This is a genomic window from Nocardia sp. CDC519 (genome assembly GCF_059509835.1).
The window spans coordinates 5,645,788-5,669,916 of sequence record NZ_CM183377.1; the positions used below are offsets into that span (position 1 = coordinate 5,645,788).

Annotated in this window: 24 protein-coding genes; 14 read left to right on the forward strand and 10 right to left on the reverse strand. The window is 68.4% G+C overall.

Annotated elements, in window-relative coordinates:
- Positions 1 to 55: 55 nt before the first annotated feature.
- On the reverse strand, positions 56 to 820 hold the full coding sequence (locus tag AC5W7N_RS25530) for an SDR family oxidoreductase (RefSeq protein ID WP_163814718.1): 765 nt from the start codon (positions 818 to 820) through the stop codon (positions 56 to 58).
- Positions 821 to 1,009: 189 nt separating this feature from the next.
- Between AC5W7N_RS25530 and AC5W7N_RS25535 the strand changes: the two genes are divergently transcribed.
- Together AC5W7N_RS25535 and AC5W7N_RS25540 are read left to right on the forward strand one after the other, a co-directional pair.
- Entirely contained in the window at positions 1,010 to 2,641 is a 1,632-nt protein-coding gene (locus AC5W7N_RS25535; RefSeq protein WP_130916383.1) for an ABC-F family ATP-binding cassette domain-containing protein, read from the forward strand.
- A gap of 81 nt (positions 2,642 to 2,722) precedes the next feature.
- Positions 2,723 to 2,968 carry a helix-turn-helix domain-containing protein gene (locus AC5W7N_RS25540; protein ID WP_048834140.1) on the forward strand — a complete coding sequence of 82 codons (246 nt, stop codon included), beginning with the start codon at positions 2,723 to 2,725 and terminating at the stop codon, positions 2,966 to 2,968.
- 58 nt (positions 2,969 to 3,026) lie between these two features.
- Here AC5W7N_RS25540 and AC5W7N_RS25545 read toward each other — a convergent pair whose 3' ends face one another.
- The 4 genes from AC5W7N_RS25545 to AC5W7N_RS25560 form a co-directional block, all read right to left on the reverse strand.
- Positions 3,027 to 3,956 (reverse strand): MvdC/MvdD family ATP grasp protein, encoded by a 930-nt coding sequence (locus AC5W7N_RS25545; RefSeq protein WP_280212958.1) that lies wholly within the window; start codon positions 3,954 to 3,956, stop codon positions 3,027 to 3,029.
- Positions 3,957 to 4,000: 44 nt separating this feature from the next.
- Positions 4,001 to 4,450 (reverse strand): hypothetical protein, encoded by a 450-nt coding sequence (locus AC5W7N_RS25550; protein WP_163814720.1) that lies wholly within the window; start codon positions 4,448 to 4,450, stop codon positions 4,001 to 4,003.
- 349 nt (positions 4,451 to 4,799) lie between these two features.
- On the reverse strand, positions 4,800 to 5,216 hold the full coding sequence (locus tag AC5W7N_RS25555) for an acyl-CoA thioesterase (protein ID WP_163814721.1): 417 nt from the start codon (positions 5,214 to 5,216) through the stop codon (positions 4,800 to 4,802).
- Between the two features lie 69 nt (positions 5,217 to 5,285).
- Positions 5,286 to 5,783 (reverse strand): cupin domain-containing protein, encoded by a 498-nt coding sequence (locus AC5W7N_RS25560; RefSeq protein WP_163814722.1) that lies wholly within the window; start codon positions 5,781 to 5,783, stop codon positions 5,286 to 5,288.
- Positions 5,784 to 5,852: 69 nt separating this feature from the next.
- On the opposite strand from AC5W7N_RS25560, the gene AC5W7N_RS25565 reads away from it, so the two are divergent.
- Both AC5W7N_RS25565 and AC5W7N_RS25570 read left to right on the forward strand, forming a co-directional pair.
- Complete coding sequence (locus AC5W7N_RS25565) at positions 5,853 to 6,362, forward strand: MarR family winged helix-turn-helix transcriptional regulator (protein WP_495922342.1); 510 nt, start codon at positions 5,853 to 5,855, stop codon at positions 6,360 to 6,362.
- 117 nt (positions 6,363 to 6,479) lie between these two features.
- Positions 6,480 to 7,271 (forward strand): hypothetical protein, encoded by a 792-nt coding sequence (locus AC5W7N_RS25570; RefSeq protein WP_195019274.1) that lies wholly within the window; start codon positions 6,480 to 6,482, stop codon positions 7,269 to 7,271.
- Between the two features lie 12 nt (positions 7,272 to 7,283).
- Here the strand turns inward: AC5W7N_RS25570 and AC5W7N_RS25575 are convergent, their stop codons facing one another.
- On the reverse strand, positions 7,284 to 7,850 hold the full coding sequence (locus tag AC5W7N_RS25575) for a TetR/AcrR family transcriptional regulator (RefSeq protein ID WP_014350851.1): 567 nt from the start codon (positions 7,848 to 7,850) through the stop codon (positions 7,284 to 7,286).
- 159 nt (positions 7,851 to 8,009) lie between these two features.
- Positions 8,010 to 10,814, reverse strand: coding sequence for an aconitate hydratase (locus tag AC5W7N_RS25580; protein ID WP_163814852.1), 2,805 nt, complete (start codon positions 10,812 to 10,814; stop codon positions 8,010 to 8,012).
- A 297-nt stretch (positions 10,815 to 11,111) separates the two neighbouring features.
- Between AC5W7N_RS25580 and AC5W7N_RS25585 the strand changes: the two genes are divergently transcribed.
- The 8 genes from AC5W7N_RS25585 (at position 11,112) to AC5W7N_RS25620 (ending at position 19,893) form a co-directional block, all read left to right on the forward strand.
- Positions 11,112 to 11,693 carry an Rv1476 family membrane protein gene (locus tag AC5W7N_RS25585; protein WP_228815066.1) on the forward strand — a complete coding sequence of 194 codons (582 nt, stop codon included), beginning with the start codon at positions 11,112 to 11,114 and terminating at the stop codon, positions 11,691 to 11,693.
- A 281-nt stretch (positions 11,694 to 11,974) separates the two neighbouring features.
- Positions 11,975 to 13,450, forward strand: a complete 1,476-nt coding sequence (locus AC5W7N_RS25590) for an NlpC/P60 family protein (protein ID WP_195019275.1) — start codon at positions 11,975 to 11,977, stop codon at positions 13,448 to 13,450.
- Positions 13,451 to 13,603: 153 nt separating this feature from the next.
- A complete protein-coding gene (moxR1, locus tag AC5W7N_RS25595) occupies positions 13,604 to 14,806 on the forward strand; it encodes a chaperone MoxR1 (protein ID WP_163814855.1) in 1,203 nt (400 codons plus the stop codon).
- A 32-nt stretch (positions 14,807 to 14,838) separates the two neighbouring features.
- On the forward strand, positions 14,839 to 15,789 hold the full coding sequence (locus AC5W7N_RS25600) for a DUF58 domain-containing protein (RefSeq protein ID WP_138448339.1): 951 nt from the start codon (positions 14,839 to 14,841) through the stop codon (positions 15,787 to 15,789).
- Positions 15,786 to 16,790, forward strand: a complete 1,005-nt coding sequence (locus AC5W7N_RS25605) for a VWA domain-containing protein (RefSeq protein ID WP_163814856.1) — start codon at positions 15,786 to 15,788, stop codon at positions 16,788 to 16,790. The genes AC5W7N_RS25600 and AC5W7N_RS25605 overlap by 4 nt, the downstream gene beginning before the upstream one ends.
- 310 nt (positions 16,791 to 17,100) lie before the next feature.
- Positions 17,101 to 17,859, forward strand: a complete 759-nt coding sequence (gene fabG1 / locus AC5W7N_RS25610) for a 3-oxoacyl-ACP reductase FabG1 (protein ID WP_051016579.1) — start codon at positions 17,101 to 17,103, stop codon at positions 17,857 to 17,859.
- A 114-nt stretch (positions 17,860 to 17,973) separates the two neighbouring features.
- On the forward strand, positions 17,974 to 18,810 hold the full coding sequence (inhA, locus tag AC5W7N_RS25615) for an NADH-dependent enoyl-ACP reductase InhA (RefSeq protein WP_495922345.1): 837 nt from the start codon (positions 17,974 to 17,976) through the stop codon (positions 18,808 to 18,810).
- Positions 18,811 to 18,837: 27 nt separating this feature from the next.
- Positions 18,838 to 19,893 (forward strand): ferrochelatase, encoded by a 1,056-nt coding sequence (locus AC5W7N_RS25620; RefSeq protein ID WP_194992676.1) that lies wholly within the window; start codon positions 18,838 to 18,840, stop codon positions 19,891 to 19,893.
- A 210-nt stretch (positions 19,894 to 20,103) separates the two neighbouring features.
- Here AC5W7N_RS25620 and AC5W7N_RS25625 read toward each other — a convergent pair whose 3' ends face one another.
- From AC5W7N_RS25625 to AC5W7N_RS25635, 3 genes are all read right to left on the reverse strand, one after another.
- On the reverse strand, positions 20,104 to 20,913 hold the full coding sequence (locus AC5W7N_RS25625) for an Rv1486c family protein (RefSeq protein ID WP_194992675.1): 810 nt from the start codon (positions 20,911 to 20,913) through the stop codon (positions 20,104 to 20,106).
- Between the two features lie 96 nt (positions 20,914 to 21,009).
- Positions 21,010 to 21,228 carry a hypothetical protein gene (locus AC5W7N_RS25630; RefSeq protein WP_195007158.1) on the reverse strand — a complete coding sequence of 73 codons (219 nt, stop codon included), beginning with the start codon at positions 21,226 to 21,228 and terminating at the stop codon, positions 21,010 to 21,012.
- 89 nt (positions 21,229 to 21,317) lie between these two features.
- Positions 21,318 to 22,130 (reverse strand): DUF3097 domain-containing protein, encoded by an 813-nt coding sequence (locus AC5W7N_RS25635; RefSeq protein ID WP_228815332.1) that lies wholly within the window; start codon positions 22,128 to 22,130, stop codon positions 21,318 to 21,320.
- A gap of 173 nt (positions 22,131 to 22,303) precedes the next feature.
- On the opposite strand from AC5W7N_RS25635, the gene AC5W7N_RS25640 reads away from it, so the two are divergent.
- Positions 22,304 to 22,735, forward strand: a complete 432-nt coding sequence (locus AC5W7N_RS25640) for an NfeD family protein (RefSeq protein WP_163814860.1) — start codon at positions 22,304 to 22,306, stop codon at positions 22,733 to 22,735.
- Entirely contained in the window at positions 22,735 to 23,982 is a 1,248-nt protein-coding gene (locus AC5W7N_RS25645) for an SPFH domain-containing protein (RefSeq protein ID WP_163814861.1), read from the forward strand. Before AC5W7N_RS25640 ends, AC5W7N_RS25645 begins: the two co-directional genes overlap by 1 nt.
- Positions 23,983 to 24,129: the final 147 nt, after the last annotated feature.

Below are 24,129 nucleotides of genomic sequence, written 5' to 3' on the forward strand. Positions count from 1 at the left end.
AGCAACGGCGGTGTCCGCGACGACGCGGACACCGCCGAGTTGTTCGCCGGGTCTGTCAGATTCCGCCGGTGGAGAGCAGACCGCCGTCGACGCGCACGGTCTCGCCGGTGATCCAGCCGGATTCCGCCGAGACCAGGAACCCGATCAGCCGCGCCACATCCTCGGGCGCACCCAGCCGCTTCAACGGATACACCTTCGCGGCGGCCTCTTCATCGGCCGAGTAGAGCGCATCGGCGAAGGACGTCTTGACCACGCCGGGCGCCACCGCGTTCACCCGGATCTTCGGTCCCAGCTGCCAGGCCAGTTCCTCGGTGAGCCGGATCAGCGCGGCCTTGGACGCGCCGTAGGCGGCGATCACGCCGGTCGAGCGGATGCCGGCCACGCTGGCCACGTTCACCACCGCGCCGCCGTGCTCACCCATCCAGGCCCGGTGGGCCTGCTGGATGTAGCCGAGCGCGGCCACCACGTTGACGTCGAAGATCTTGCGCACGGCATCGAGGTCGGCGTCCATGAGGGAGCCGTAGACCGGGTTGATGCCGGTGTTGTTGATCAGGATGTCGAGCGAACCGAACTCGGTCACCGCGCGATCCACCGCGGCTGCGCGCGCGTCGGCGTCACCGGAGTTGCCCGCCAGCGCCACCACCTCGCCCTGATGGCCGAGTTCGCGCAGCTGTGCGGCCGCCTGCTCGAGGGGTTCCGCCTTGCGCGCGGTGATCAGCACGTTCGCGCCCCGGCGCAGCAATTCGGCGGCCACCGCGTGACCGATTCCGCGGCTGGCTCCGGTCACCAGTGCGCTTTTGCCCAACAGATCCGTAGTCATGTGACGTCACGTTACTTCAGTCGCCGTGCCCGCGGTGCCTGGCTGTGCGGCCGTCGCGGGCGAAAGGTAATGCCTCTCACGCCCGCCGGGTGTCCGGGGCGGGGCGGGCGGCAGGTAAAATCGGTGGTTCTTGTGCGCATCCCGTCGCACAATCGAGCAGCATCCCCACCACGCGCCTAGGAGACATCTGTGATCACCGCGACCGACCTGGAGGTCCGGGCCGGAGTCCGCACACTGCTGTCGGCCCCAGGGCCGGCCCTGCGCGTGCAGGCGGGCGACCGGATCGGGCTGGTCGGGCGCAACGGCGCGGGCAAGACCACCACGCTGCGCATCCTGGCCGGCGAGGGTGAACCCTATGCGGGCAAGATCCTGCGTTCCAGCGATATCGGCTACCTGCCGCAGGATCCGCGCGAAGGCAATCTCGATGTGCTCGCCCGCGATCGGGTGCTGTCGGCGCGTGGCCTGGACACGCTGATCCGCGATATGGAAAAGCAGCAGGCGCTGATGGCCGAGGTGGCCGACGAGGCCGAACGCGATCGCGCGGTCCGCAAATACGGCCGGCTCGAGGAGCGGTTCTCGGCGCTGGGTGGTTACGTCGCGGAGAGCGAGGCCGCGCGCATCTGCAACAGCCTCGGCCTGCCCGATCGGGTGCTCGGCCAGGCGCTGCGCACGCTGTCCGGTGGTCAGCGGCGCCGCATCGAACTGGCGCGCATCCTGTTCGCCGCCTCAGACGGCAGCGGCGGCCGCTCCGACACCATCCTGCTGCTCGACGAACCGACCAACCACCTCGACGCCGACTCCATCACCTGGCTGCGCGGCTTCCTGCAGAACCACGAGGGCGGGCTGATCGTGATCAGCCACGATGTCGAGCTGCTCGCCGACGTGGTGAACAAGGTGTGGTTCCTGGACGCGGTACGCGGTGAGGCCGACGTCTACAACATGGGCTGGCACAAATACCTCGACGCCCGCGCCACCGACGAACAACGCCGCCGCCGCGAACGCGCCAATGCCGAGAAGAAGGCCTCGGCCCTGCGCGCGCAGGCCGCCAAGCTCGGTGCGAAGGCCACTAAAGCCGTTGCCGCGCAGAACATGGTCAAACGCGCCGAACGACTGATGTCCGAACTCGACGAGGTGCGCGTGGCCGACAAGGTGGCGCGGATCAAGTTCCCGGAACCCGCGGCCTGCGGCAAGACCCCGCTGATGGCGGAGAACCTGACCAAGGTCTACGGCTCGCTGGAGATCTTCACCGGCGTCGATCTGGCCATCGACCGCGGCAGCCGGGTCGTCGTGCTCGGCCTCAACGGCGCGGGCAAGACCACGCTGCTGCGATTGCTCGCCGGGGTGGAGAAGCCCACCGCGGGCGGACTGGTCGCCGGGCACGGACTGAAGGTCGGCTACTTCGCCCAGGAACACGACACTCTCGACGACAACGCCACGGTGTGGGAGAACATCCGTCACGCGGCGCCCGACGCGGGCGAACAGGATCTGCGCGGCCTGCTCGGCGCGTTCATGTTCACCGGCCCGCAGCTCGAGCAGCCCGCTGGCACCCTGTCCGGCGGTGAGAAGACCAGGTTGGCGCTGGCCGGTCTGGTGTCCTCGGCGGCGAATGTGCTGCTGCTCGACGAGCCGACCAACAACCTCGACCCGGTCTCGCGCGAGCAGGTGCTCGACGCGCTGCGCACCTATGCGGGCGCGGTCGTGCTGGTCACCCACGATCCGGGCGCGGCCGAAGCCCTGGCCCCCGAGCGGGTGATCCTGCTGCCGGACGGCACCGAGGACCATTGGTCGGCCGAGTATCTGGAATTGATTCAGCTCGCGTGATTTTCATCACGGGAATCCGTTGATCGCGGCCTCCGGAGTGCTTAGCCTGGAATGACGCTGCTCGGCGACTCGGAGGAAGCCATGAGCGACAGGCCGGCACACAGAGCCACATCGGGAAAGACCACCCTGGGTAAGGGCACACGCGTCACGGGAAAGTCGCGCGACCGCCTGCAATCGCAGTTGAAGAAGCAATACGAGGCGGGCGCGAGCATCCGCTCCCTGGCGCGCGCGACCGGCCGCTCCTACGGCTTCATCCACAACGTGCTGGTGGAGTCGCATGTGCAGCTCCGCAGCCGTGGCGGGGCCAACCGGCGCAAAGCCCAGTAATCACACTGGGGCGTTGCCGCGCACCCATGGTGGCGCGGCGTCTACCGGTGCGCGCGCATCAGCGCTCGGCGACGGCACCATCGCCGAGCACCAGCAGGTTCGCCAGGCTGGTGAAGATGGGCAGCCCGGTCTTGATCTCCAGGTAGGCGAACTGGCCCTGCGGATTGACCTCGAGGAAGTAGTACTCGCCGTCCACGCCGAGGCGCAGATCCAGCACGCCGAAGCTCAGACCGAGTGCCCCCATCAGGATCGCCAGCGATTTGCTCACCGAGGCCGGCAGCTGATCCGGGGCGAACTCGACCGAGGTGTCCAGCCGCGAATCGACGTGCCCGGCTCCGGCCTGAGAGTCGATGCGCACCGTCCACGCCACCCCGTCGACCCACACCACCCGCAGATCGCACCGGGCGACGACGTAATCCTGGAAGATGGTCGGCGCGCTGCGGATCCCGGCGAGCCTGGCCAGATCGGATTCGCCGACGATCCTGGTCTCGGCGAACTCGGCCCTGCTGGTGCCGGTGCGTTTGTAAACCACTGCGCCGGGCCGGGATTCGATGAAACTGCGCGCCTCGTCCGGATCGTTGGTGATCAGCGTCTCCGGGATGGCGAAGCCGGCCCGGTGGGCGGTCTCGAGCTGGACGATCTTGCGGTTGGCGGTGCGATCGTTGCCGGGGTCATTGACCCACAGCGCCGGGATCGACCACAGCAGGCCCTGGATGAACCCATCGCATTCGGCCTGCCGGAAGGCGTCGTCGGTGGCGCGCACGCCTGCGGGCACCTGGGCGGGATGCGGACGCCGCCACCACACCGAGCGCACCTCGTCGAGGCCGATGAGATGGGACATCGACCGTGTGGTGCCGAGCCGGTCGAGCCGGAAACTACCGGACTCGCGCGGAAAATCACGCAGATCCAATTGAATCGGGTTGACGCCGTGCTGTTCTCGCAGCGTCACCGCCATGGCGGTCGCGTGCAGATCGTCGGATTCGGACACGATCAATACCGAACCCGTCCGGGGAGCGGCCACCTGCCCGCCGCTCAGTCGAGGCTGTCGCAGTTGATGCCGTCGTCGCTGCCCGCGTGCGATTTCGTTTGGCAATAGGTGAATGTCGCGCCGGAGCCCGGTGCGTCGAGCAGCTGGAGTTCGTCGGCCCAGGACTCGGTGAGCTCACGTAGTAGATCGTCGCCGAAGGCCGGTGACGGTGGCGCGGCCAGCGTCATGGGCCGGTCGACGACGTCGATGCGCAGCCTGCGGGTGAAGTCGGCGGTGGCGCCGGGGCGGATGTCGACCAGCACCGGACGCCCCGGCGCGGCAGCGGTGGCGTCGGATTCGAGTACCCGCAGCACATCGGCGCGCCGGAAGGTCCACGTCCCTTCGGCCACCCGGACGGTGATATCGCGTTCCGACTGGGCCACGAGCATGCCCTGCAGTGCGGGAACACGGTCACCGGTCGCCGCGGCGCCGGGGAAGTGGATGGCATCGGTCATGGTGGAAACTCCGATCTGCTCACGATTTGCCAGGACCCCCGAGCGTGCTCTGGATCATATCGCGTGCGGGGTTGTCCCCGGCCCGGTTCGCGAGATTTACCGCGGCTCCGGCAAACCGGAATTGCGCGCGGGAACCGCTAGCGCCGAAAGATTTTCGGTGCGGTGGGGCGAACAGGCGCGCAATCACATGGCTATCGTGGGCGCGGCGCACCCGCCTGCGGGTATTGCCCGAAGGTGGCGTGCGCCCGGTCTCCGGGCGCAGTCAGACCCGTACGAGTTTCACAAAGACGCGGAGCCGGATGCTGCGTCCCGATGCGGTCCGGGTTGGCGCAGCGTCGGCGCCGGGTTGTCAGAGCCCGAGCAGTTCGGCGCGATCGGTGAGCGCGCGGAAGCGTTCCCGGGGATCGGCCACGAGTTTGCGCGCGGACAGATCGAGCAATCCGCCCACCACCCGGAATTCCGCCGCGACGGTGCCGTCGAGTTTGCGGATCTGCTGGAGCAGGCCGTAGATCTTGCCGTCTTGCCAGTCGAACTCGCAGGTGACCTCGACTTCGTCGCCGCCACGCAGTTCGCGCAGGTACTTGATGGTCTGCTCCAGCACCACCGGGCCGACGCCACTGGCGATGAGCTTGTCCTGGCTGACACCGGCCGCGCGCAGCAGCTCCCAGCGCGCGTGTTCGGCGTACTGCAGGTATACGGCCTGGTTCAGGTGGCCCTGCGTGTCGAGCTCGTATCCGCGGACGATGACGGGGACGGAGAAGGTCATGCCTTGGCGAACCCCGGCGCGGCCCGCGATGTTCCCCGGTCCGGTGATATTCGTGTCACAGCGCGGGATTCAGCGGCGGCCCGCGGCGCGTTCATCCCACCACCGCGGCGCGTCGACGAAATGGTTGTCGAACTCGTCCTGAGTGGCGGCGAGGTCGGCGAGCGTGGCCTCGCCCGCGGCGATCCGGTCCAGCAGCCGGAAGTAATCGAACCGCTGCACACCGGGCATCAGTGCGATCAGGATGCGGGCACCGCTGTCGGGCGTCGCGCCGAAGGCGTGCGTCATATGCCGTGGGACCACGATCGACCCGCCCGCGCCCACGGTGACGATCTCCTCGCCTGCGAGCAGTTGCAATTCGCCGTCGGCGACGTAGAACAGCTCGTCGGAGCGGGTGTGAAAGTGCGGTGCCGCACCGTCGGCGCCGCGGCTCAGGGTGACTTCGACCGTGCTGACCGAGCCGCCCGTTTCGTCGCTGTCGATGAGCAGCCGCACCCGGGTGTCCTCGGTGCCGAGGAGTTCGGTCTCGTGCGGCTGACGGATGGCGGCGGCGCGTTCCGGGATCGGCATGACAGCTCCAGTTGTTCGTTGGTTGATAATTCGGTACCGAACTATATCGCAGCGAATAGAATGCTGTCCATGACCCAACCGACCGCCGACGCGGTGGACGCGATCGCGGCGCAATGGCGCCGCGAACGGCCTGACCTCGACCTGGAGGCGATGGCCGTACTCGGACGCCTGGCCCGGTTCGAAGCGCTGGCGCGCCGCGAGATCGAAACGGTGTTCACCGCGCACGGCTTGCAACGCGGCGAGTTCGACGTGCTGGCGGCGCTGCGCCGGGCAGGCGAGCCGTTCGAACTGAACCCCTCCGTGCTCGCGGACACGCTCATGCTGTCGCGGGCGGGCATGACAGGGCGGTTGGACCGGCTGGAATCGGCCGGTCTGGTGCGCCGCATCGCCGACGCCGCCGATCGTCGCGCCATCCGGGTGGCGCTGACCGACGCGGGGCGCGCGCTGATCGATACCGTCGTCACCGCGCACACGGAGAACGAAACCAGGCTGCTGTCGGTGCTTTCCGCTGCCGACCGTGGTGAACTGGACCGCATCGTCCGTGCCCTGCTCGCCGGATGGGAACGCGATTCGCCCTAGCCGACGGGCTGGGCGCGGGCACAATTGGGGTAGTTCGCTACTCGGGCGCCGCTCGTGGCCCGGCCATACCGTTGGGTGCCCGCCGAGCAACGGCGGGCCGGTGAGGAGGGACTGGCGATGATCGACATCATCACGCTGCGCGGGACCGGAGAGCCACGCGATCCCGGCGGCGCCCCGACGGGGATGCTGCGCGACGTCACGAAACTGCTGGATCCGCAGCGGTTCCGGTGTTTCGAACCGGACTGGCCCGCTTCGGTGGGTCCCTCACCGGATGTCTGGGGGCCGTCGCTGGACACCTCGGTGCGGATCGGCACCGCCGCAGGCGTCGAAGCCATCCAGCAGTCCCCGAATGTCTGTGGGCTACTGAGCTATTCGCTGGGATCGATCTGCGCGAGCCGGATCCTCGAGGGCGTGCGGGCTGGCACCTACACCAATACCGACGGCAGCCCGCTCGAGATCGCCTTCGTGGTGAACTTCGCCAATCCGCTGCGCCGCGCGGGGGAGTCGGTGGGCGATCTGTGCCCGCCCGACACCTTCGGCCTGCACGGTCAGCGCGGCGACTGGCCCGATCTCGCGGTCCGCGAATACGCCAACCCCGGCGACATCATCACCTCGGTGCGCGCCGATTCACCGCTGCGCATCATCGATGTCGGGATTTCGCCGTTCTCGTTCGTCGAGGGCGCCAGGTTCGGCCACGCGGCGCCGCTGATCTTCGCCGAACTGCTGCGCTTCCTGCTGGCCGACCCGCTGGCCAATGCCGCCCGCTATGCCGAAGCGGTGCACGGGGTGATCGGTTACCTCACCCCGTGGCCCGATGGCCAGCACGTGCTGTACTCCGGCCACGATATGCCGGGCACCGGCGTGCTGTGGACGACGCACGCCGCCAATTATCTGAACGCGACGTTCTGACACCGCCGGCCGTCATTCCCTGCGGCGCACCGACGCTTCGACCAGATCCAATACGGCGGACAGGTTTTCGTTGGTGTGCCCCGACGCGATGCGCGCGATGAGCCCGTCGAGCACCAGATCCAGATAGCCGAGCAGGACATCGGTCGGCACATCGTCGCGCAGCGCGCCCGCGGCCTTGCGGCGTTCCAGCCGGGCCAGCGTCGCGGCGGTCAACTCGGCCGAGCGCTGGGTCCAGCCGGCCCGGAACTCGGGATCGGTGCGCAGCCTGCGCGCGATCTCGAGCCGGGTGCCGAGCCAGTTGAACTGCTCGGGATTGGCCAGCATGTCCCGCATGACCTGCACGATGCCCTGATTGGCCGCGACATCGGCCATCCGCTCGGCGTCTTCCTGGGCCAGCGCGAGAAACAACGCGTCCTTGTCGCGGAAATGATGGAAGATCGCACCGCGCGAGAGCCCGATGGCCTCCTCCAATCGGCGCACGGTGGCGCCGTCGTAGCCGAATTCGGCGAAGCAGCGCCGGGCACCGTCGAGTATCTGGCTGCGCCGGGCAGCGAGGTGATCGTCACTGACCTTCGGCATGGTGCGAACTCCCTGGGAGTGGGGTGCGAACGAGAAATGTCGAATCGAAGGAATGCGCGAAGGTCCGCGCACCGCGGGCACGGTGCGCGGACCTCACTCTGCGCGACGACCGGAACCGGTCGCGAGGGTCATTCCCGCGTGCGCGGAGACCTGGCCTGATCAGCCACGAATCATGTTGCGCAGCACGTACTGCAGGATACCGCCGTTGCGGTAGTAGTCCGCCTCACCGGGGGTGTCGATGCGGACCACCGCGTCGAAGACGATCTTCTCGCCGTCCTCCTTGGTGGCGGTGACCTTCAGCGTCCGGGGAGTGACACCCTCGTTGAGCTGGGTGATGCCCTCGATGTCGAAGGTCTCGGTGCCGGTCAGGCCGAGGGTCGCGGCCGACTCGCCCGCCGGGAACTGCAGCGGGATGACGCCCATACCGATCAGGTTCGAGCGGTGGATGCGCTCGAAGGACTCGGTGATGACGGCCTTGACGCCCAGCAGGCGGGTGCCCTTGGCGGCCCAGTCACGCGAGGAGCCCGAACCGTACTCCTTACCACCGAGCACGACCAGCGGGATGCCGGCCTTCTGGTAGTTCTGCGAGGCGTCGTAGATGAACGCCTGCGGGCCACCCTCCTGGGTGAAGTCACGGGTGTAACCACCGGAGACGTCGTCGAGCAGCTGGTTGCGCAGCCGGATGTTGGCGAAGGTGCCGCGGATCATCACCTCGTGGTTACCACGACGCGAGCCGAGGGAGTTGTAATCCTTGCGCTGCACACCGTGCGCGTCCAGGTACTGCGCGGCCGGGGTGCCCGGCTTGATCGGACCGGCAGGGCTGATGTGGTCGGTGGTGACCGAGTCGCCCAGCAGTGCGAGCACGCGCGCACCCTTGATGTCCTCGACCGGCGAGGGCTCGAGCTGCATGCCGTCGAAGTACGGCGCCTTGCGCACGTAGGTCGAGTTCTCGTCCCATGCGAAGGTGTCGCCGGACGGGGTGGACAGGTTCTGCCAGCGCTCGTCGCCCTTGAAGACGTCGGCGTAGGACTTGCGGAACATGTCCTGGCTGATCGCCGACTTGATGGTGTCGTCGATCTCCTGCGGGGAGGGCCAGATGTCGCGCAGGAACACGTCGTTGCCGTCGGTGTCCTGGCCCAGCGGGTCGGTCTCGAAGTCGAAGTCCATGGTGCCCGCGAGCGCGTAGGCGATGACCAGCGGCGGCGAGGCCAGGTAGTTCATCTTCACGTCGGGGGAGATGCGGCCTTCGAAGTTGCGGTTACCCGAGAGCACCGCTGTGACCGACAGGTCGTTGTCGTTGACCGCCTTGGAGATCTCCTCCGGCAGCGGACCGGTGTTACCGATGCAGGTGGTGCAGCCGAAACCACCCAGGTAGAAGCCCAGCTTCTCCAGGTACGGCCACAGGCCGGCCTTCTCGTAGTAGTCGGAGACGACCTGCGAGCCCGGCGCCATGTTGGTCTTCACCCACGGCTTGGACGACAGGCCCTTCTCGACCGCATTGCGGGCCAGCAGCGCGGCGCCGATCATGACCGACGGGTTGGAGGTGTTGGTGCAGGAGGTGATACCGGCGACCACGACCGCGCCGTGGTCGAGCACGAACTCCCCGCGCTCCTCGGACTTGACCAGCACCGGCTTGGAGGGGCGCCCCTCGGAGCCGTTGGCCGCCGAGGTGACGTCGATCGCGCCGTCGTCGGCGAAGGACAGCTCGGCCGGATCCGACGCCGGGAAGGACTCCTCGAGCGCCTCGTCCAGCTTGCTGTGCGGGGTGGCGACGGCATCGTCGGTGTAGTTGTAGATGTCCTTGCGGAAGGCGATCTTGCTCTCCGACAGCAGGATTCGGTCCTGCGGGCGCTTCGGGCCTGCGATGGACGGGACCACGGTGTTGAGGTCGAGCTCCAGGTACTCGGAGTAGGCGGGCTCGTGGTCCGGGTCGTGCCACATACCCTGCTCCTTGGCGTACGCCTCGACGAGCGCGAGCTGCTCGTCGCTGCGGCCGGTCAGGCGCAGGTAGTTGATGGTCTCGCCGTCGATCGGGAAGATCGCCGCGGTGGAACCGAACTCGGGGCTCATGTTGCCGAGGGTGGCGCGGTTGGCCAGCGGAACCTCGGCCACGCCCTTGCCGTAGAACTCGACGAACTTGCCGACCACACCGTGCTTGCGCAGCATGTCGGTAACGGTGAGCACGACGTCGGTGGCGGTGACGCCCGGCTGGATCTCACCGGTGAGCTTGAAGCCGACGACGCGCGGGATCAGCATGGAGACCGGCTGGCCGAGCATGGCGGCCTCGGCCTCGATGCCGCCGACGCCCCAGCCCAGCACACCGAGGCCGTTGACCATGGTGGTGTGCGAGTCGGTGCCGACGCAGGTGTCGGGGTAGGCCTGGCCGTTGCGGACCATCACGGTCGGGGCCAGGTACTCGATGTTGACCTGGTGCACGATGCCCATGCCCGGCGGGACGACGCGGAAGTCGTCGAAGGCGCCCTGGCCCCAGCGCAGGAACTGGTAGCGCTCGGCGTTGCGCTCGTATTCGAGGTCGACGTTGCGCTCGAGGGCGTCGGCGCGGCCGAAGACGTCCAGGATGACCGAGTGGTCGATGACCATGTCGGCGGGGGAGAGCGGGTTGACCTTGTTCGGGTCGCCGCCGAGGGTGGTGACGGCCTCACGCATGGTGGCGAGGTCGACGACACACGGCACGCCGGTGAAGTCCTGCATGATCACGCGGGCCGGGGTGAACTGGATCTCGACGTTCGGCTCGGCCGACGGGTCCCAGTTGGCGATCGCGCGGATGTGGTCGGCGGTGATGTTGGCGCCGTCCTCGGTGCGCAGCAGGTTCTCCGCGAGGACTTTCAGTGCGTAGGGGAGTTTTTCGGTACCGGGCACGGCCGAGAGCCGGAAGATCTCGTAGGAGTTGCTTCCGACCTCGAGGGTGCCTTTGGCGCCGAAAGTATCGATACTTGTCGTCACGTCAGCTCCACTCATCTGTGAGGGTTGCCGTCGGCGGGGCTGTGCCGACGGCCTACGTCTTCGGAGGGCTGCCCGCACCGCACGGTGCCGGTTCCTCGCGCCTTCGACTCTAACAGTACGCTTGTCCTATGAACGCGGCGGGGCGTCGTTGCGGCGCCGGTCGGCGTGGCGAGTGGCGCCGATGCGACACTGCGTCGCGTACTGTGCCACCGTGAGCTGTCGGGGCGGCCGGTCCGGACGGACGGCCTCTCGGCGTGCTCATCCGCAGTGTAGGAGACCCCGTCGCCTCGCGTGCCGATGCGGCTCGACAAGACCGGATGGAAGATGACCGTCTCGCACACCTGGGCTTTTTCTCTCGTCGCCACCGGGCTGCCGGAGAACACCGACCTCGGCGAGATCCGCGCGGATCTCGCCGACGACGGCGTTGCCGCACCCGAGGGCAAGGATCAGTCCGAGCTGGCCGCCCTCGTGGCTCAGGCGCGCGCCGATGGCATTCCGCTGAGCGTGGTCGTGGTGCAGGGCAATCCGTGGCACGACTCGAGCCTGCGCGATCTGGCTACCGAGGTCGGCAAGTTCCAGCACGGCACCGTCGCGGTCTTCAGCGATGACTGGATGGGCACCTACAGCGATTCGATCAGCCGGGTGCACCTGGAATGGGCCGAGGACGCCGCCAAGTGGAAGGGCGGTAAGTCCGAAGAGGCCGTGCAGATCTTCGCCGACCGGCTGCAGCAGCCGGAATCGGTGCCGTGGACCGGATTCACGAGTGTGCTGCTGGCCGGCACCGTGGCCGCCGTCGGCGGGCTCTACTGGGTCAAGCGGCGTCGTGCGGCGAGCGCTGCGGCCGGTTCCGCCGACGATTCGGGGTCGGCGTCCGCCTGAGCCTTTCACTCGGCTCGCATCTCGATCCGCGCCGCATTTCCTGACGCTCGGTTTGTTTTTCGGGGCCGAACCCTGTGCCGCATTCGGCTAATTTCGAGCAAAGTGCAAATTACGCACCTGTGATTCCGTCGCTGTAGTTCCGCGCGTGACGCAAGTGTCGTACGGTTCGAATGATCGCTGTTGGGGAAAGAGTGTTGACAGGGCAATATGCCGACCACAGTGCTCCATGGGTCGGCTGGTGCTCGTGATGCCACGCCGCAGTCGGATCGTCTGGAGGTGCGATGCGCAACATGCGAGGGCCCAGCCGTCGTCGTCCGCTCTCGATCGCTCTCGGTTTGCTGGTCGCGGCGGCGATCGTCGTCACCGGCGCCCCGTCGACCGCCGTGCCGCCGCCCCCGCCGAACCCGAGCGACGGTGAACTCGCCGACGCCGGAGCACGCGTCGACGCAGGCATCGGCCAGGTGGGTGTGCTGATCAATCAGGTCGCCGCCGTCGACGAGCAGGTGCGTCAGCTCGACGATGCGGTCGCGCTGCGCCGCGAGCAGGTCAACAAGGCGCTGGTCGATCTGCAGAACGCTCGCGATGCCGCCGACGCCGCGGCCGACCTGGTGGCCACCACCCAGCGCGAACTCTCCGACGCGGGCACGCGAGTGGACCAGGCGCGCACCAACTTCGACGCATTCGCCACCCAGGCCTACACCCGGCCCGGCACCGGCACGATGATGACCTACCTCTCGGCCGCCGACCCCGACGCCGCCCTCGACCGTGCGCAGATCATCGGCCTGGTCACCAAGAATCAGCAGCAGGTGATGGACGGCCTGCGCCGCGCCCAGATCGATCAGGGCAACAAGAACGCCTCGGCCCGGCAAGCCAAGACCGCCGCCGACGCCGCGGCCGCCGACGCCGAGCAGAAGAAGACCGCCGCCGAGGCCGCCGTGAGCGCCGCGACCGCCGAGCTGAACCAGCAGACAGCGGTGCGCGATGACCTGCTGCGCCAGCGCGCGGATGCCCAGGCGCGGCTGGACGCGGCGCGGATGAACGTCACCGGGTTGCAGAACCAGCGCGATGCCTATCAGGCCTGGGATCAGCAGCGCCGGGCCGAAGAAGCGGCGGTGCTGGCCGCGGCGGCCGCTGCGGCGGCGCGTGCGGCCGCCGATCAGGCCGCCAAGGACCGCGCGGCCCAGCTCGGCGCGGGGAAACGCCCGCACACCCAGCTCGACGACTCCCCGCGCACGACCAAGCCGACCCCGAGATCCGGGGCCGACGACGATGACTCCGAATCCGAGAGCGAATCCGGATCAGAGGACGGCGATGTCCCCTCGGTCACCGGCAGCGAGGCCATCGAGATCGTCGTCGACCGGGCCATGTCCCAGCTCGGGGTCACCTACGCCTGGGGCGGCGGCGACGAGGACGGCCCCACCCTCGGCATCCGCGACGGCGGCGTCGCCGACAGCCACGGCGATTACAACAAGGTCGGGTTCGACTGCTCCGGCTTGATGATCTACGCCTTCGCCGGAATCGGTGTCTCGCTGCCGCATTACAGCGGCTACCAGTACAACGCGGGCACCCGCGTGCCGGTCGACGAGCGCGAACGCGGCGACATGCTGTTCTGGGGGCCCAACGGCAGCCAGCACGTCGCGCTGTATCTGGGCGACGGCAAGATGATCGAGGCCCCACAGTCCGGCGATGTGGTCAAGGTTTCTCCGGTGCGGGAATCGGGCATCATGCCCTACGCGGTCCGCATCGTCACCGCCTGATCGGGCGCGAGTGCACGTACGGTGGACGGCGTAACGTCGCCAGGAGCGCGGATTCCGGCGCCGAATCCCGGCATATCGGGTCCGGTTGCGGCGAATGCGGTCATTACCTGGAATAGTTGTGGCAACACGCACAAGACCAAGGCGAAAGCGGGGATGTTGGTGACTTCGACGGACGGTGTGAGCGGGGCAAGTTTGGCGAAAAAGGCGCCTGCACCCGGGTCGAGCACCCTCGAGCGTGATGTCCAGACTCTCGAGAAGGCGATCTACGAGGTCAAGCGGGTCATCGTCGGACAGGACCGGCTCGTCGAGCGGCTGCTCGTCGGCGTGCTCGCCCGCGGCCACGTGCTGCTCGAAGGTGTTCCCGGTATCGCGAAGACCCTTGCCGTGGAGACCTTCGCCAAGGTCGTCGGCGGCTCGTTCTCCCGCGTCCAGTTCACCCCCGACCTGGTACCCACCGACCTCATCGGTACCCGCATCTACCGGCAGGGCCGCGAGGAATTCGACACCGAGCTCGGCCCGGTGGTGGCGAACTTCGTGCTCGCCGACGAGATCAACCGCGCTCCCGCGAAGGTGCAGTCGGCACTGCTAGAGGTGATGGCCGAACGGCATGTCTCGATCGGCGGCAAGACCTATCCGATGCCCGATCCGTTCCTGGTGATGGCGACCCAGAACCCGATCGAGAGCGAAGGTGTGTATCCGCTGCCCGAGGCGCAGCGCGACCGCTTCCTGTTCAAGGTCGTCGTCGACTACCCCTCGGTGGAGGAGGAGCGCGAGATCATCTACCGGATGGGCGTCAGCGCGCCGGAGGCCAAACAGATCCTGGAGCCGGCCGAACTCATCCGGTTGCAGCAGCTGGCCGCCAACACCTTCGTCCATCACGCGCTGGTCGATTACGTGGTCCGGGTGATCGCCGCGACCCGCACCCCCGCCGAATTCGGCATGAACGACGTCGCCGGTTGGATCTCCTACGGCGCCTCCCCGCGCGCCAGCCTCGGCATCATCGCCGCGGCGCGTGCGGTGGCGCTGATCCGCGGCCGCGACTATGTGGTGCCGCAGGACGTGGTCGAGGTGATCCCGGACGTGCTGCGGCACCGGCTGGTGCTGTCCTACGACGCACTCGCCGACGAGATCAGCCCCGAGGACGTCATCAAGCGGGTACTGCAGACCGTCGGCCTGCCGCAGGTCGCCCCCCAGGCCGTCGGCCAGGGTGGACCGGCCGCGCCCGCGCCGGTGCCCGCCAACGGCGCCCATCCCGGTAGCCCCGCGCCGCAGCAGCCGCAGCCGGCGCAGCAGCCGCCGGTGCCGCAGCAGGCGGGCCAGGTGCCGCAGGCCGCCGGCAACAGCCCGTCGAAGTGACCTCGACGCCGGAGCCGGTCGACCGAGTACCGATGTCATCGCACGCACCACCGTCGTTCCGATCGGGCGAGCTGACCGACCCGAAACTGTCGGCAGCCCTCAAGACCCTCGAACTCACCGTGCGCCGCCGCCTCGACGGCGTACTGCACGGTGATCACCTCGGTCTCATCCCGGGACCCGGTTCCGAACCGGGGGAGGCCCGCGCCTACCAGCCGGGTGACGATGTGCGCCAGATGGATTGGTCGGTGACCGCGCGCACCACCCATCCGCATGTGCGGCAGATGATCGCCGACCGCGAGCTGGAGACCTGGATGGTCGTCGACCTGTCGGCCAGCCTGGATTTCGGCACCGCGGCCTGCCAGAAGCGCGATCTCGCCATCGCCGCTGCCGCCGCCATCACCCACCTGACCAGTGGCGGCGGTAACCGCATCGGCGCCGTCGTCGCCACCGGTGAGCACCTCACCCGGATTCCCGCGCGCAGCGGCCGGGTGCACGCGCAGTCGTTGCTGCGCGGCATCGCCACCACCCCGCACGCCCGTGACGGTGTGCGCGGGGATCTGCGCGGCGCCATCGAATCGTTGCGCCGTCCGCAGCGCAAACGCGGACTGGCCGTGATCATCAGCGATTTCCTCGGCGATATCGACTGGCAGCGTTCGCTGCGCGCCATCTCCGCCCGCCACGACCTGCTCGCCGTGCAAGTGCTGGATCCGCGCGATATGTCGCTGCCGGATATGGGTGATGTGGTGCTGCACGATCCGGAGACCGGCCGCACCCGCGAGTTCAGCGTCACCCCCGCACTGCGCGCCGACTACGCGGCCGCGGCCCTGCGCCACCGTCAGCAGGTGGAGCAGGCGCTGCGCAGCTGCGGCGCGCCGGTGCTCACCTTGCAGACCGACCGGGACTGGATCGCCGACGTGGTCCGGTTCGTATCCACCCGGCGCCACAGCCTCGGCGCCCCGACCGGGCGGGTGCCACGTCAGTGAGTATTTCCAACTTCACCGCGCAGATCTGGCTGGGTTTCCTCGCCGTCGTCGCGCTCATCGCCCTCGGCTATGTGCTGGTGCAGCGCCGCAAACACCGGCACATGCTGCGGTTCAGCAATATGGAGCAGTTGGAGCGGGTCGCGCCTTCGCGGCCGAGCCCGCTGCGGCATGTGCCGGTGGCCTTGATCCTGGTCGGCTTGGTCTTCTTGACCATCGCCGCGGCCGGACCCACCAAGGCGCAGAAGGAACCGCGTAACCGCGCCACGGTCGTGCTGGTCATGGATGTGTCGCTGTCGATGGAAGCGACCGACGTCGAACCGAACCGGCTCGAGGTGGCGCAGAAGGCGGCCAAGAAGTTCGCCGAGGGTCTCACCCCTGGCATCAACCTGGGGCTGGTGGCCTTCTCCGGCACCGCCTCGGTGCTGGTGTCGCCGACGACCAACCGCGAAGCCGTCAAGGCCGCGATCGACAACATCAAGCTCAGTGAGCGCACCGCCACCGGCGAGGGCATTTTCGCGGCGTTGCAGTCGATCGAGACGCTGGCCTCGGTGCTCGGTGGCGCCGAAACGCCGCCGCCTGCGCGCATCGTGCTGATGTCGGACGGTAAACAGACCGTGCCCGACGATCAGGACGTCGACAATCCGCGCCACGCCTTCACCGCGGCCCGGCTGGCCGAGACCAAGAACATCCCGGTGTCGACCATTTCCTTCGGCACCGAATGGGGTGTGGTCGAGATTCCGGACGAGGACGGCGGGCGCCCGCAGCGTGTTCCCGTGCCGGTGGACGACGATTCGCTGCGTGAAATCGCCAAATTGTCCGGCGGCGATTTCTATACGGCGTCCAGCCTGGCCGAACTGACCGCTGTTTACGACACTCTCGAAGAGCAGATCGGCTACGAGATGACGATGGGCGACGCCAGCAGACCGTGGTTGCTGTTCGGCCTGGTGTTCATCTCCGCCGGTGTGGTCACCGGTCTGGTGACGCGGCAGCGGCTGCCGTAGTCGCAGGCTGTGCCGGGGACCGTGCGGTTCCCGGCACGCCGCGGTGGCGTGAGCTGCTACCGCTGGCGATTTCGCCGAGTCGAGTCGCGGCGGGAATGTCGCCCCCGCCGACGGCCCATCGCGTCCGCTTCCGGTATTTGCGATTGGTGGGTTTCCACGGCCTGCCGACGCTCATTCTGTGACACGCGACAGTGGCCTGTGCGGTCGAACTGTGACACCCGTCCCCGCCGGTTCACGAGCACAATTGTGATCGACTCCGCCGACCCGGACGTGTTTTTCGGTGGCAGGAACCATCGGCTAGATTGTCCGCATGTCGAACTCTGTCGAGGACAGTCGTAAGTCGGAATCGCAGAATGCGGAGCGGGCCTCCCGGTCGGTACTGGTGACCGGTGGTAACCGTGGCATCGGTCTCGCGGTCGCGCAGCGGCTCCTCGCCGATGGACACAAGGTCGCCGTCACCCACCGCGGCTCGGGTGTGCCGGACGGATTGTTCGGTGTGAAATGCGATGTGACCGACAGTGAATCGGTCGATCGGGCGTTCTCCGAGGTGGAGGCGCATCAGGGCCCGGTCGAGGTGCTGGTGGCCAATGCCGGTATCACCGACGACACGCTGCTGATGCGGATGACCGAGGAGCAGTTCACCCGGGTCATCGACGCCAACCTCACCGGCGCGTTCCGTTGCGCCAAGCGTGCCAACCGGGCCATGCTGCGGGCTCGCTGGGGGCGGATGATCTTCCTCGGCTCGGTGGTCGGCCTGGGCGGCGGGCCCGGCCAGATCAACTATGCCTCCTCGAAAGCCGGTGTCATCGGCCTGGCTCGCTCGGTCACCCGTGAGCTCGGTTCGCGCAATATCACCGCCAACGTGGTCGCCCCCGGTTTCATCGAAACCGATATGACCGCCGAATTGCCGGAGGAGATGCGCGAGACCGCCAAGAAGTTCATTCCGTTGCAGCGCCTCGGCGCGCCCGAGGAGGTCGCCGCGGTGATCAGCTTCCTGGCCTCCGAGGACTCCCGCTACGTCTCCGGCGCCGTGATCCCCGTCGACGGCGGGATGGGCATGGGGCACTGACCCGACCGCCCACCCACCGAGAATTCGAAAGCCGCGCTAACGAAATACGGCGTGCAGCCGACAGTCCTCGCGGACCGCGGCCCACATCCACACTGCAGGGAGAACCCAGAACTCATGAGCGGACTGCTCGACGGTAAGACCATCCTGGTCACCGGCATCATCACCGACGCCTCCATCGCGTTCCACGCGGCGGCCATCGCGCAGGAACAGGGCGCGAAGGTGATCATCACCGGCATCCCGGAGCGCCTGCGACTGATCGACCGGATCGCCAAGCGCCTGCCCAAGGAGGTGCCGCCGGCGATCGGCCTCGACGTCACCAACGAAGAGGACCTGGCCGCGCTGGCCGGCAAGATCGGCGAGCTGGCCCCGGAGGGTCTCGACGGTGTGCTGCACTCCATCGCGTTCGCGCCGCGCACCCTGATGGGGCCGGAAGCCAAGCCGTTCCTCGAGGGCCCCGGTCCGGACGCGGCCAAGGCGTTCGAGATCTCGGCATGGAGCTACGCCTCGCTGGCGCGGGCGGTGCTGCCGGTCATGAACGAGGGCGGCTCCATCGTCGGCATGGATTTCGATCCGCGCACCGCGATGCCGTACTACAACTGGATGGGCGTGGCGAAGGCGGCGCTGGAATCGGTGAACCGCTACGTCGCGCGTGAGGTCGGCGAGGCGAAGAAGATCCGCTCCAACCTCGTCGCCGCCGGTCCGATCAAGACCCTGGCCGCCAAGGCCATCGCGGGCACCGCCACCGACGACGCCGCCAAGCTGAACCAGCTCAACACCTATTGGGACGGCGCCTCGCCGATCGGCTGGGACGTCGACGATCCGACCGTGGTCGGCAAGTCCGTGGTCGCGCTGCTCTCGGATTGGCTGCCCGGCACCACCGGCTCGATCATCTACGTCGACGGCGGCGCCAGCCACAACACCTGGTTCCCGGAGAACATGCCGGTCAACTGACCCTGCACCCGCGACAGAGGAGACACTGTGGGCCGCTCGGCCGATGCGTTGCTACTGCTGTCGTTCGGCGGCCCGGAACGCCCCGAGGACGTGATGCCGTTCCTGGAGAACGTCACTCGGGGCCGGGGCGTGCCGCGGGAACGGCTCGCCGAAGTCGCCGAGCACTATATGCACTTCGGCGGGGTGTCGCCGATCAACGAACTCAATCGCCGCATCATCGCCGATGTGGAAGCCGAATTGCGCACTGCCGGAAAAGATCTGCCGGTCTATTTCGGTAATCGCAACTGGCACCCGATGGCCGAGGACACCCTCGCCCGGATGGCTGCCGACGGGGTGCGTTCGGCGCTGGTCTTCCCCACCTCGGCGTGGGGTGGCTATTCGGGGTGCTTGCAGTATCAGGAAGACATCGTCCGGTCCCGGGCTGCCGTCGGCTCGGAAGCCCCCGAGCTGATCAAGTTGCGTCAGTACTTCGACCACCCGCTGCTGATCGAATCCTTCGCCGATGCCATTCGCGCTGCGGCACAACAGATCCCGGCCGATCGGCGCGACCGGATCCGGCTGGTGTTCACCGCGCACTCGATTCCGGTCTCGGCCGATCGCACCGCCGGACCGCCGGGCGAGGGCGGCGGGCTCTACAGCCGCCAGGTCGCCGAAGCCGCCCGCTTGTGCGCGGCGGCAACGGGTTTCGGAGACTACGACGTGGTATGGCAGTCGCGTTCGGGTCCACCGCAGGTGCCGTGGCTCGAGCCCGACATCGTCGATCACCTGGAGGAGCTGTCCGGCAAGGGCGTCGACGCCGTGGTGGTGTGCCCGGTCGGCTTCGTCTCCGATCACCTCGAGGTGATCTGGGACCTGGACAACGAGGCCGCCCAGAAGGCCGCCGAACTCGGCATGGCCTTCGCCCGCGCCGGCACACCGGGTGCCGATCCGCGGTTCGCGCGCATGGTCGTCGAGCTGATCGGTGAGCACCTCGACGATGTGCCGCCGCGGCGGCTCGGGTCGGTGCCGGGATACGGGTGCACCGTCGATGGCGCGCCGTGTGCCGTCGATTGCTGTAAGCCGGCTGCGCGGCCCGGGCGCTGACCGCAGCCGGAACCGGCGCAGGTCAACCGGGCGGCGCGAAGGCCGCGACATCGACCGGGCGCCGATGCCAAGGGTGCGGTAGTAGCCGGCAGCCTGGCGGTGCTGCCACGATCGACCCGGTGCCGGCGAACGATGGATCGACACGGCGTCCAGTGGGTCCGGTCGGCACGCCGCTATCAGGCGGTTGCCGCCCTGCCGGGCCGGCGGGAATCAGGCTCGGCGAGCCGAGGCGTGCACGGCGACCAGCCGCGCCGCCCGAATGGCATCCCACAGCGGCCGCAGCAGCGATTCGTGCTCGATGACGGCGCTCGCGGAGGTGGGGGAGGAGGCCGGTTCACGCTGGGCCACGGTGAGGATGGCGGCCACGTGATCGGCGCTGTCGAGGATGCGGCGCGCGCGCAGCGGAATGGATTCCGGGTAGTCGTGGCGGGAATAGTCGGCCAATTCGGCTTCGATCAGCTCACGCGGATCGGCGTCACCGGATCCGAGGCCGGTCGTGTGCAGGCGCATGAGCGCGTCGGCGGCGTCGCGGACCGCCTCGCGCATGGCGAATTCGGCTTCGCCCAGCGACATGTCGATGCCCGTGGTGGCCGGGATGGGGGCGCTGTACACGGTCCATTGCAGCGTGTCCTCGCTCTCCCACTGCGGGATCAAACCGGTGCCGTCCGCGCCGGGCACACCGATCAGGATCCCCTCGCCTGCCTCGATGGCGTCGGCGGCGAACGCGGTACCGACCGGCAGCCCGCGCACATCACCGGGCACCGGAAGCACCAGCCGCAGATGCGCGCCCGGCTCGGCGAGAGCTTCCCGAATCACCTTGAGCAGCGGCATGACTCCGGTGCCCGTCGTCCCACGCGAGGACCACGGCAGATCGGTGCGTGCGCCGCTGAACGGATCCCCGGCGGCGATGGTGTGCCGCGGAGCCCACGCGTGTAGCGCCTCCAGTACGTCGTCGGGCGCACTGGAACCGGCCAGCCAGGAGCCGGCCCACACCGTCAGCGTGGCACTCGGGGAGCACATAATCTTCGAGCATAAAGGTTCACCGCGACACGTGGACATCGGTGCGCCCGCTCGATCCCGGCGCCGCCGTGATCGGGCCGCCGTCGTGATCACCGATCAGGTGTTGCACCCCTGCGACGGATCGCCGGAAGCCGACGGGGGCAGCTGGATGAGGCAGACGATCAGGTCGAGCAGCGCCGGCGCCAGATCGGCCGAACCGGTCGCGACGGGGTGGCGGTGCTCGGTGCCGGGCGCGGCGCTCGCGGCCGGAGCAGCCAAGGCCGGCAGAGTCAGGGCGGCGGCTACCAGAAACGCCGACAGCGGCTTCACGGACATGTTCACCTCCGAATCCGGGCCGGCCGGGCGTTCCGGCCGGGCCGGCCGACCGCGCACCGGCGGTCGGCGAACTCCTCGAACGCCGGACGCTACCCGGGTTCGGTGACGAAGTCGATGAGCCGCTCGACCGCGCCGATCAGCGGCGCCTCGAGATCGCGGAACGAATCGACGGCGTTGTAGACCCGGCGCCACCCTTCCTGCGGTGTGCCCCAGCCGAGGCGGCGGCACACACCCGTCTTCCAGTCCTCCCCGCGCGGCACCTGCGGCCACTCCTGGATCCCGACCGCAGCCGGGCGCACCGCCTGCCAGACATCGATGAAGGGATGGCCGGTGACCAGCACATGGGGGCCGAGACCGGTGGTGAGCTGGGTTTCCTTCGAGCCGGTGACGAGATGGTCGACCAGCACCCCAACCCTCCGGCCCGGTCCCGGACCGAATTCGGCGAGTCGCGCCGCCAGATTGTCCAGGCCCTCGAGATGCTCGACCACCACGCCCTCGACCCGCAGATCGTGGCCCCATACGCGCTCGACCAGCGCGGCGTCGTGCACGCCCTCGACCCAGATCCGGCTCGCCGCCGCTACCCGGGCGCGCAGGCCTTCGACTCGGGTGGAGCCCGATGCGGAGCGTGTCTCGCGCTTGGGTGCGGCGCGCGCGGGCCGCACCAGGGTCACCGGCTGTCCGTCGATCAGGAACGCGGCCTCGCGCATCGCGAACAGCCGCACCGCGCCGCGAGCGTCCTCGAGTTTGACGAACTCGCCGTCGTAGCTGCGGTCGAATCCGACGACGGCGCCGCAGAATCCGCTCGCCGCGTCCTCGACGACGAGGTCACGCTCGGCGTCCACTCGCGGGACCGCGCGCTTGGTGGCGCGGGAGTGGCCGGAAAAGATGTCACCGCCGTACATGTCACGCGAACTCACCTGCCCGAAGCTACTGCACCGGAATCGCTTCGAGGGTGCGGCGCACCGGGGCCGCGCCGTGGCGGGCCGCACAGCGGACGCGCCGGGTGCGTGCGGGTGAACGGGATGATCTTGCGCTGTAGGGCACCGGAATCGGCTCCGGCCACTACAGTGGAGACGTGGCCGCAGTTATCTGGCTGGTCGTGGGCATCCTGCTCGTGGCGGCCGAGATGTTCGTCGGTGAGCTGACCTTGCTGATGCTCGGTGGTGGGGCACTCATCACCGCCGGGATCAGTTTCGCCGCCGACACCAGTGTCGTGGCCGACGCGATCATCTTCGCGATCGTGTCCGTCGCGCTGATGCTCGGTGTGCGCCCGATGTTGTTGCGGCGCTTCGCGACTCCGCCGCCGACACTCACCAATGTCGATGCGCTGCCCGGTAAGACGGCGCTGGTGATCGATGACGTCGGTGCGCACAGCGGCCGGGTGAAACTCGGTGGTGAGGAGTGGACGGCGCGGCCGTTCGATCCGGCCGAGGAGTATCCGAAGGGAACCACGGTGTACGTGATGAAGATCGACGGCGCGACCGCCGTCGTCTGGAAAGGGCCGTAATGGCTGTATTGATCGTGGCCGCCGTCCTCGTGCTGCTGGTCGTGGTGGTGGTGTTCAAATCGATCGCGCTGGTGCCGCAGGCCGAGGCGGCGGTGATCGAACGACTCGGCCGGTACTCGCGCACGGTGTCGGGCCAGCTGACCTTCCTCGTGCCCTTCGCCGACCGGATCCGGGCCAAGGTCGACCTGCGTGAGCGGGTGGTCTCGTTCCCGCCGCAGCCGGTGATCACCCAGGACAACCTCACCCTGCAGATCGACTCGGTGGTGTATTTCCAGGTCACCAGCCCGCAGGCGGCGGTGTACGAGATCAGCAACTACATCGCCGCGGTCGAGCAGCTCACCGTCACCACGCTGCGCAACGTGGTCGGCGGTATGACCCTGGAGGACACGCTGACCTCCCGCGATCAGATCAACAGCCAGCTGCGCGGTGTACTCGACGAAGCCACCGGACGCTGGGGTCTGCGGGTGGCGCGGGTGGAGCTCAAGGCCATCGATCCGCCGCCGTCGATCCAGGAGTCGATGGAAAAGCAGATGAAGGCCGACCGCGAGAAGCGCGCCATGATCCTCACCGCCGAGGGCCAGCGCGAATCGCAGATCAAGACCGCGGAGGGCGCCAAGCAGGCCCAGATCCTGTCCGCCGAGGGCGCCAAGCAGTCGGCCATCCTGTCGGCCGAAGGTGAACGTCAGAGCCGCATTCTGCGCGCACAGGGTGAACGTGCCGCCTCCTATCTGCAAGCTCAGGGCCAGGCCAAGGCGATCGAAAAGGTCTTCGCCGCCATCAAATCCGGTAAGCCGACGCCGGAACTGCTGGCCTACCAGTACATGCAGACGCTGCCGATGGTCGCGCGCGGCGACGCCAACAAGGTGTGGCTGGTGCCGAGCGATTTCGGTAAGGCCCTGGAAGGTTTCGCCAAGAACTTCGCCACCAAGGGCGAGGACGGCGTTTTCCGCTACGAGCCGCCGGAATCCGACGGCAGCGAGAGCAAACCCGAAGACGATTCCGAGGACGTCGCCGACTGGTTCGACACCGCACCGGATCCGGCCATCGAACGCGCCGTGCGCGCGGCCGAGGCCACGGCCCGCACCCCGGTCGAAGGTTTGGTGCCCGGTGTCGACCCCTCGCCAGCGAACCTGAACAAAGCCGCACCGACGGCGCCGCAATCGCCCGCGCGGCCGGAGCCGCCGCAACCGCCGAGCGCCGGTGACATCCACGGCCGGCCGTGGCAGCCGCCGGGGGCGCAGCAGTAGCTCTCCGAACGCGCTGCGCCGGCGCAGCGTTATTCCCGGCGTCGATGTCGGATTGTGCACAGCCGAGGCGGAATTGCCTCGGGCCCGCGCGAGGTTGCTCTGCTGCGACAGATTCGCGGACAGCGGATCGCGCGAGTGAGGGAACGC